General features: G+C 73.6%; 5 protein-coding genes. All 5 read right to left on the bottom strand.

Features of this window, described 5'->3' with window-relative positions; all coding sequences use genetic code 11:
* Nucleotides 1–608 precede the first annotated feature (608 nt).
* The 5 genes from pgl to tal all read right to left on the bottom strand — a co-directional run bounded on the left by pgl (nt 609) and on the right by tal (nt 6,727).
* Nucleotides 609–1,388, bottom strand: coding sequence for a 6-phosphogluconolactonase (gene pgl, locus KME75_RS10955; protein ID WP_219414482.1), 780 nt, complete (start codon nt 1,386–1,388; stop codon nt 609–611).
* Nucleotides 1,388–2,353: a glucose-6-phosphate dehydrogenase assembly protein OpcA gene (gene opcA, locus KME75_RS10950; protein ID WP_219414481.1), complete on the bottom strand. Its 966-nt coding sequence runs from the start codon at nt 2,351–2,353 to the stop codon at nt 1,388–1,390. Before opcA ends, pgl begins: the two co-directional genes overlap by 1 nt.
* A gap of 28 nt (nt 2,354–2,381) precedes the next feature.
* Nucleotides 2,382–3,962, bottom strand: coding sequence for a glucose-6-phosphate dehydrogenase (gene zwf / locus KME75_RS10945; RefSeq protein ID WP_219414480.1), 1,581 nt, complete (start codon nt 3,960–3,962; stop codon nt 2,382–2,384).
* An 85-nt stretch (nt 3,963–4,047) separates the two neighbouring features.
* The gene (locus KME75_RS10940; RefSeq protein ID WP_219414479.1) at nt 4,048–5,583 is read right to left on the bottom strand and encodes a glucose-6-phosphate isomerase; all 1,536 of its coding nucleotides are present in this window, start codon (nt 5,581–5,583) and stop codon (nt 4,048–4,050) included.
* Nucleotides 5,584–5,617: 34 nt separating this feature from the next.
* Entirely contained in the window at nt 5,618–6,727 is a 1,110-nt protein-coding gene (gene tal / locus KME75_RS10935) for a transaldolase (RefSeq protein WP_219414478.1), read from the bottom strand.
* Nucleotides 6,728–6,733: the final 6 nt, after the last annotated feature.

Raw genomic sequence — 6,733 nt, 5'->3', positions numbered from 1 at the left:
CTCCGGCTCGGACACCCCAAGATCACACCGCAGACCAGCCGATCATTCGTGATCGACACGCCACTGCCGCCAAGATCACACTGACCCCGACACGAGGTCACGCTCAAGATCGGGCTGAATGCTTACCTGGCCGCGATTCAGCGTCACACCATCACGCTGCCGCTCGGCATCGGATCGGGATACGTGCTCAACAACTGTTGGTGGCTACACGGCCGCTGCGCATTCGAGGGGCCGCGAGTGATGTACCGCGTGACGGCGGATCCGGTTCGCGGAACCGTTGCTCCAGGCTTCCGCACGAAGCGAGATGTGTCCGGCAGGCGAGTAGCGCTCGGCACGGAAAAGCAATGCGAACCGACCCGGTGAGCACGCCCGGTGAGCCCGCACCAGGCAACGAAGGGGTCTCGAGCATCGAGATGGCCATCCGATTCGTGGCAGCGCAGCCCGGCGGAGCGAGGAAGATTCTTTCCCTACACCATTCGCGACCGAACGGCAGCTGTGGCGGGTGCACGACCACTCCGACCCGATGGCCCTGCACGGTCGGCCGGATTGCCGCGGACGCGCTCGCACGACCCAACGGCAGGCGGACCGAGTAGGCGACGTGGCGGTGTCTAGGCGATCGGCGGCACCAGGTCCCGAGGGAGCTTCGCCGCGGCCGCCCGGTCGAGCAGCCACCGGGTGCGTCGCCTGCCCTGCGCCCCGGCCACCGGAACGGCGACCTCCCCGGCCCCGGACAGTGCCATCGCCACGGCCGCGGCCTTCGCCTCGCCGGTGGTGACGATCCAGACCTCCGCGGCGCGGCGGATCGCCGGCAGCGTGAGCGACACCCGGGTGGGCGGGGGCTTCGGGCAGCCGTGCACGGCCACCACGGAGCGCTCGGTCTCGTAGACGGCGGGGGAGTGCGGGAAGACCGAAGCGGTGTGGCCCTCGCCGCCCATGCCCAGCATCAGCACGTCGAACGCCGGTACCGGCCCGTGGTCCTCGGGGCGGGCCTTGCTCGCCAGCAGTTCCGCGTAGGCCTCGGCGGCCGCCTCGGCGCCCGCCGGGCCGGTGCCGGTGTCGGCACCCATCGGGAACACCTTGGCCGGGTCGATGCGCACGTGGTCGAGCAGCGCGGCGCGGGCCTGCGTCTCGTTGCGCTCGGGGTCACCGGGCGGCAGGAACCGCTCGTCGCCCCAGTAGAACTCGACTTCACCCCAGTCGACGGCGTCGCGGGCGACGGTCTCGCGGATCTGCTCCAGCAGGGCGATCCCGACGCCGCCGCCGGTGAGCACGATCTTCGGGACGGTGCCGGCCGCCTGCAGGTCGACGAGCCGGGTGAGCAACCGCGCCGCGGCCGCGGCCGCGAGGACGTCCGGCCGGGAGTGCACGGCGATGTCGGGAGCCGCCATCAGGCGATCTCCGCCGGCGCCGGCACCTTGATCGGCGTGCGGCCGCGCGCCAGCCGACCCACCCCCTCGATCGCGGCCCCGTAGATCTCGTCGGGGTCGAGCCTGCGCAGCTCCTCGGCGAGGCAGTCCCGCACCTCCCGGCGGGAGAGGGCCACGAGCCGGTCCGGCTGGCCGGGCTGGCGCAACCGGCCCACCTTGCCGTCCGGGCGCACGAGCTCCACCGGGCCCGACGGGCGGTCCAGACGCACCGACACCAGGCCCGGCCCGTGCTCGGCGGGGGAGCGCTTCACCCGCGTGTCGAGCCGGACGGCGAGCCAGCCGGCCAGCAGGTCGGTGGACGGGGAGACCGCCTCGCCCGCGACCACGGCCCCGGTGACGCGCTCGTGCGGCGGGGCGTCGAGCGCGGTGGCGAGCAGCGCCCGCCACGACGTCAGCCGGGTCCAGGTGAGGTCGGTGTCGCCCGCGACGTAGTGCGTCCGCCGCTGCTCGAACGAGCGCAGCGGGTTGCGTGACGACAGCGCGTCGGTGATGCGCCGCTGGGCGAGCCTGCCCACCGCGTCCTGCGACGGCACGACCGGCGCCTCGCCCGGCCACCAGGCGACGACGGGCGCGTCGGGCAGCAGCAGCGGCATCACCATGCCGGCGCCCGCCTGGTCCTCGGCGAGCGCGCCGTACCCGCGGAGCACGATGACCTCGCTCGCGCCCGCGTCGCCGCCGACGCGGATCTGTGCGTCCATCCGCGGCGCGGCCTTGCGCTGCCCGCGGGCCAGCACGATGACCCGGCAGGGGTGCTCACGGCTGGCCGAGTTGGCGGCCTCGATGGCCCCTTCGATGTCGCTGCCGTCGTCGGTGACGATCACGAGCGTCAGCACGCGGCCCAGCGCGAGCACGCCGCCGCGCTCGCGCAGCTCGATGATCTTCTTGTTGACCGCGGAGCTGGTGCTCGACGGAAGGTCAACAATCATGCTCGCCTCGCAGGCTCGACGGGGCCGATCACGGGCGCCTCCAGGTGCGGCCGGTGCGGGCGAGCATGGCGTTGGCCGACTCGGGGCCCCAGCTGCCCGCGGGATAGGGGTCGGGCCCGGACTCCTGCGCCGCCCAGTGCTCCAGCACCGGGTCGAGGATCTGCCAGGACCGCTCGACCTCCTCGTTGACGGGGAACAGCGACGGCTCGCCGAGCAGGACGTCGAGGATCAGCCGCTCGTAGGCCTCCGGTGACGCCTCGGTGAACGAGGTGCCGTAGCCGAAGTCCATCGTGACGTCGCGGACCTCCATCTGGCTGCCCGGCACCTTCGACCCGAACCGCATCGTGACGCCCTCGTCGGGCTGCACCCGGACGACGAAGGCGTTCTGCCCGAGCTCCTCGGTCATCGTCGCGTCGAACGGCAGGTGCGGGGCCCGCTTGAAGATCACGGCGATCTCGGTGACGCGGCGACCGAGCCGCTTGCCGGTGCGCAGGTAGAACGGGACGCCCGCCCACCGGCGGGTGTCGACCTCGCAGGTGATCGCGGCGAACGTCTCGGTGCGGGAGTTCGGGTCGAAGCCCTCCTCCTCCTTGAGCCCGCGCACGCGCTCGCCGCCCTGCCAGCCACCGCTGTACTGCCCGCGCGCGGTGGTCTCGTCCAGCGGGCCGACGAGCTTGGTCGCGTTCAGCACCTTGATCTTCTCGGCCCGCAGCTCGTTCGAGGAGAACGAGACCGGCTCCTCCATGGCGGTGAACGCGAGCAGCTGCAGCAGGTGGTTCTGGATGACGTCGCGCGCCGCGCCGATGCCGTCGTAGTACCCGGCGCGCCCGCCCAGGCCGATGTCCTCGGCCATCGTGATCTGCACGCTGTCGACGTAGTGGCTGTTCCAGATCGGCTCGAACAGCTGGTTGGCGAACCGCATCGCCAGGATGTTCTGCACCGTCTCCTTGCCGAGGTAGTGGTCGATGCGGAACACCGAGTCCTCGGGGAAGACGTCGCTGACGATCGTGTTCAGCTCCTGCGCCGACTTCAGGTCGTGCCCGAACGGCTTCTCGATCACCACCCGGCGCCAGCGCTCGCCGCCCTGGCTGGCCAGGCCGGACCGGGCCAGCTGCTTGAGCACCACCGGGAACGCGCCCGGCGGGATCGACAGGTAGAACGCGTGGTTGCCGTTGGTGCCGCGGAGCCGGTCGAGCTCCTTCACGCAGTGCTCGAGCCGGTCGAACGCGTCGTCGTCGTCGAAGCTGCCGGGGACGAACCGGAACCCCTCGGCCAACCGGTCCCAGACCGTCTGGCGGAACGGGGTGCGGGCGTACTTGCGCACGGCGTCGTACACGACCTGCCCGAAGTCCTGGTCGGCCCAGTCGCGCCGGGCGAACCCCGTGAGCGCGAAGCCCGGGGGCAGAAGGCCGCGGTTGGCCAGGTCGTAGATCGCCGGCATGAGCTTCTTGCGCGACAGGTCGCCGGTGACCCCGAAGATCACCAGGCCGGACGGCCCGGCGATCCGGGGGAGGCGCTTGTCGCGTGGGTCCCGGAGCGGGTTGCTCCACTGACCCGGGTCGGATTGCCCCGAGCCCGATTGTGCAGCCCCGATCGTGCTGGTGCCCATCGATCTCACTCCCAGTCGTCGGTGGTGGTGCCAGAGGTCGGGACGCCCGGGCACCCGCCGTTCCCACACGATCCTTCCAGCACCGCTACAGCTGCTGCACGGCCCGGGCCAGGGTGACCAGCCCGGCCACCCGGTCGGTGAAGTGCAACCGCAGCACCGGACGTCCGCGCTGGGCGAGCGCCGCGGCGTCGGTGCGCGCCTGCGCCTGCTGGTAGGCCTCGAGCGCCGGTGGCAGGTCCGGTGGCAGGTCCGGTTCGGCCGTGCCCGTGAGCTGGCAGACGACGGTGTCCGCGGGCCCGCCCTTGTCGCGCTGCCCGGTGCCCGGCAGGCAGCGCGGCGCCCAGCCGAACGCGACGGCGCGGCCGGTGCGCCGGGCCAGCTCGGCCCGCAGCACGGCCGCCGAGGCGTCCTCGAGGCGGTCGAGGTAGGCGTGCACGCTCAGGCACGCGCCGCCGTCGAGCAGGGCCCGCAGCGCGTCGCCGACCGTGGCCGTCCCGGACGGCAGCCAGGAGCCGGCGTGGACGTCGATGCCGCCGTCGCGGAAGGCGAGCCGCTCGCCGGTGCCGTCATCGGTGCCGGTGCCGGTGTCGATGTCGGTGCCGGTGCCGCCCGCGTCGGGGCGGTCGGTGGGGTCGACGCCCAGCAGGTGCGCCGCCACGGCCGTGGCGTGCTGCCAGAGCACCATCTGCGCGGCGGGGGAGCCCGTGCCGGCGACGGCGGCGCCGGGGACGGCGCCCAGGCCGGCGGCCAGCACCCCGGCCGCGGTCCACTCCGGTGCGTCCGGGCCCTCGACGACCACCGGCAGCGGGCCCCGCCCGTGCTTGCCCAGGCCGGCCGCCACGAGCTGCGCCGCCCACTCGGCCATGCCGGGAGCGTCGTCCCCGGCGAGCGCCACGACCTGGGCCTGCGCGAGCAGCGCGCCCAGCCGCAGCGCGGGGTTGTCCGGGTCGTCGGACGCCAGGTCGTCGGCCGCCGGGATCGCGTCGGCGAGCACGGCGGCGACGTCGGTGCCCGCCAGCCCGGCGGGCACCAGTGCGTACGCGGTGAGTGCCGCCCACGGCCCGTCGACGTCGGGCGGGCCGAGCACCACCGTGGCCCGGCCCGCCGAGCGCAGCAGCGGCCCGTCCGGGGCCGTGACGACGACCGTGTGCTCGGCCGGGTCGAGCCCGTCGGCGCGCAGCGCATCGTGCACGGTGTCGCGCACCAGCTCGACCGCCGCGGTGTCCTCGCCGGCGGGCGCGGACACCACGAGCACCGTGGCGGCCAGGTCACCGGCGACCGCGTCGGCCACCTGGGCCGGGTCGGTGGTGTCGAGCACGATCAGCCGGGAGGCGCCCAGCTGCGGGTCCACCCCGGCCAGGGCCTCGGCGGCGATCCCCACGCCGCCGGCCGCGGCGACGACGACCCGCACCCGCCCCGCGACGCGGTGGCGCTCGCGCAGCCCCTCGATCTCCCCGACCAGCGGCCGGGCCGCACGGGCCGCCGCGACCCAGCCCGGGCGGGCCGCGGTGGGCCAGACCGTGGGGTCACGGTCGGCGATCCGGGACGCGACCGCCTCGCCGATCAGCCGTTCGACGACCTCCGGCCGCGGCGGGTCGGACGACAGCGGTCGCGCACCCATCGAGGTCAGTGCTCCCCGTCTTCCCCGCGGGCCCTCAGCGGGCCTGCTCGAGCTGCCCGGTGACGGTGTCGCCCAGCTCCGACCAGGACTTCTCGAACTTCTCCACGCCCTCGTCCTCCAGGACGAGGAACACGTCGCTGAGGTCGACGCCGACCCGCTCGAGCGCGTCGAACACCTCCTGGGCCTCCTGCGCGGTGCCCGTGACGCGGTCGCCGTGCACCTCGCCGTGGTCGGCGAAGGCCAGCAGCGTCTTCTCCGGCATCGTGTTCACGGTGTCGGCGACGACGAGCTCGGTGACGTAGAGCGTGTCGGAGTAGTCGGGGTTCTTCACCCCGGTGGACGCCCACAGCGGGCGCTGCGGCCTCGCACCCAGCTTCACCAGGTTGTCCCAGCGGGCGCCGGTGAACACCTCCTGGAAGGCGGCGTAGGCGAGCCGGGAGTTCGCGACGCCCGCCTTGCCGAGCAGCGCGCGGGCCTCGTCGGTGCCGATCGCCTCGAGCCGCTTGTCGATCTCGGTGTCGACGCGGGAGACGAAGAAGCTCGCCACCGACTCGATCCGGGAGATCTCCTGGCCGTTGGCCGCGGCCTGCTCGAGCCCGTCGAGGTAGGCGCCCATCACCGCGCGGTAGCGCTCCACCGAGAAGATCAGTGTGACGTTGACGCTGACGCCCTCGGCGAGCGCGCGGGTGATCGCCGGCAGACCGGCCTCGGTGGCCGGGATCTTCACGAACAGGTTCGGCCGGTCGACGGCCTTCCACAGGTCCAGCGCCTCGGCGACGGTGCCCTCCGTGTCGCGGGCGAGGCCGGGGTCGACCTCCAGCGAGACGCGCCCGTCCACGCCGCCGGTGGTCTCCCAGGTGCCGCTGAACACGTCGCAGGCCTGCTGGACGTCGGCCACGGTGATCTCGCGGACCGCTTCCTGGACGGAGGCGCCCCGGGCGGCGAGCTCACGGACCTGCGCGTCGTAGGCGTCGCCCTTCGACAGCGCCCCCGCGAAGATCGTGGGGTTGGTGGTGACGCCGACAACGTGCTTGTCGGTGATGAGCTCCTGCAGGTTGCCGCTGTTCAGGCGCTCGCGGGACAGGTCGTCGAGCCAGATGGAGACGCCGGCGTCGGCGAGGCGCCCGAGTCGTTCGTTGCTCATCGTTCC

The sequence above is a fragment of the Pseudonocardia nigra genome (assembly GCF_019396355.1).
GTDB lineage: Bacteria > Actinomycetota > Actinomycetes > Mycobacteriales > Pseudonocardiaceae > Pseudonocardia > Pseudonocardia nigra.
This window is presented reverse-complemented; position numbering and strand designations above follow the sequence as displayed.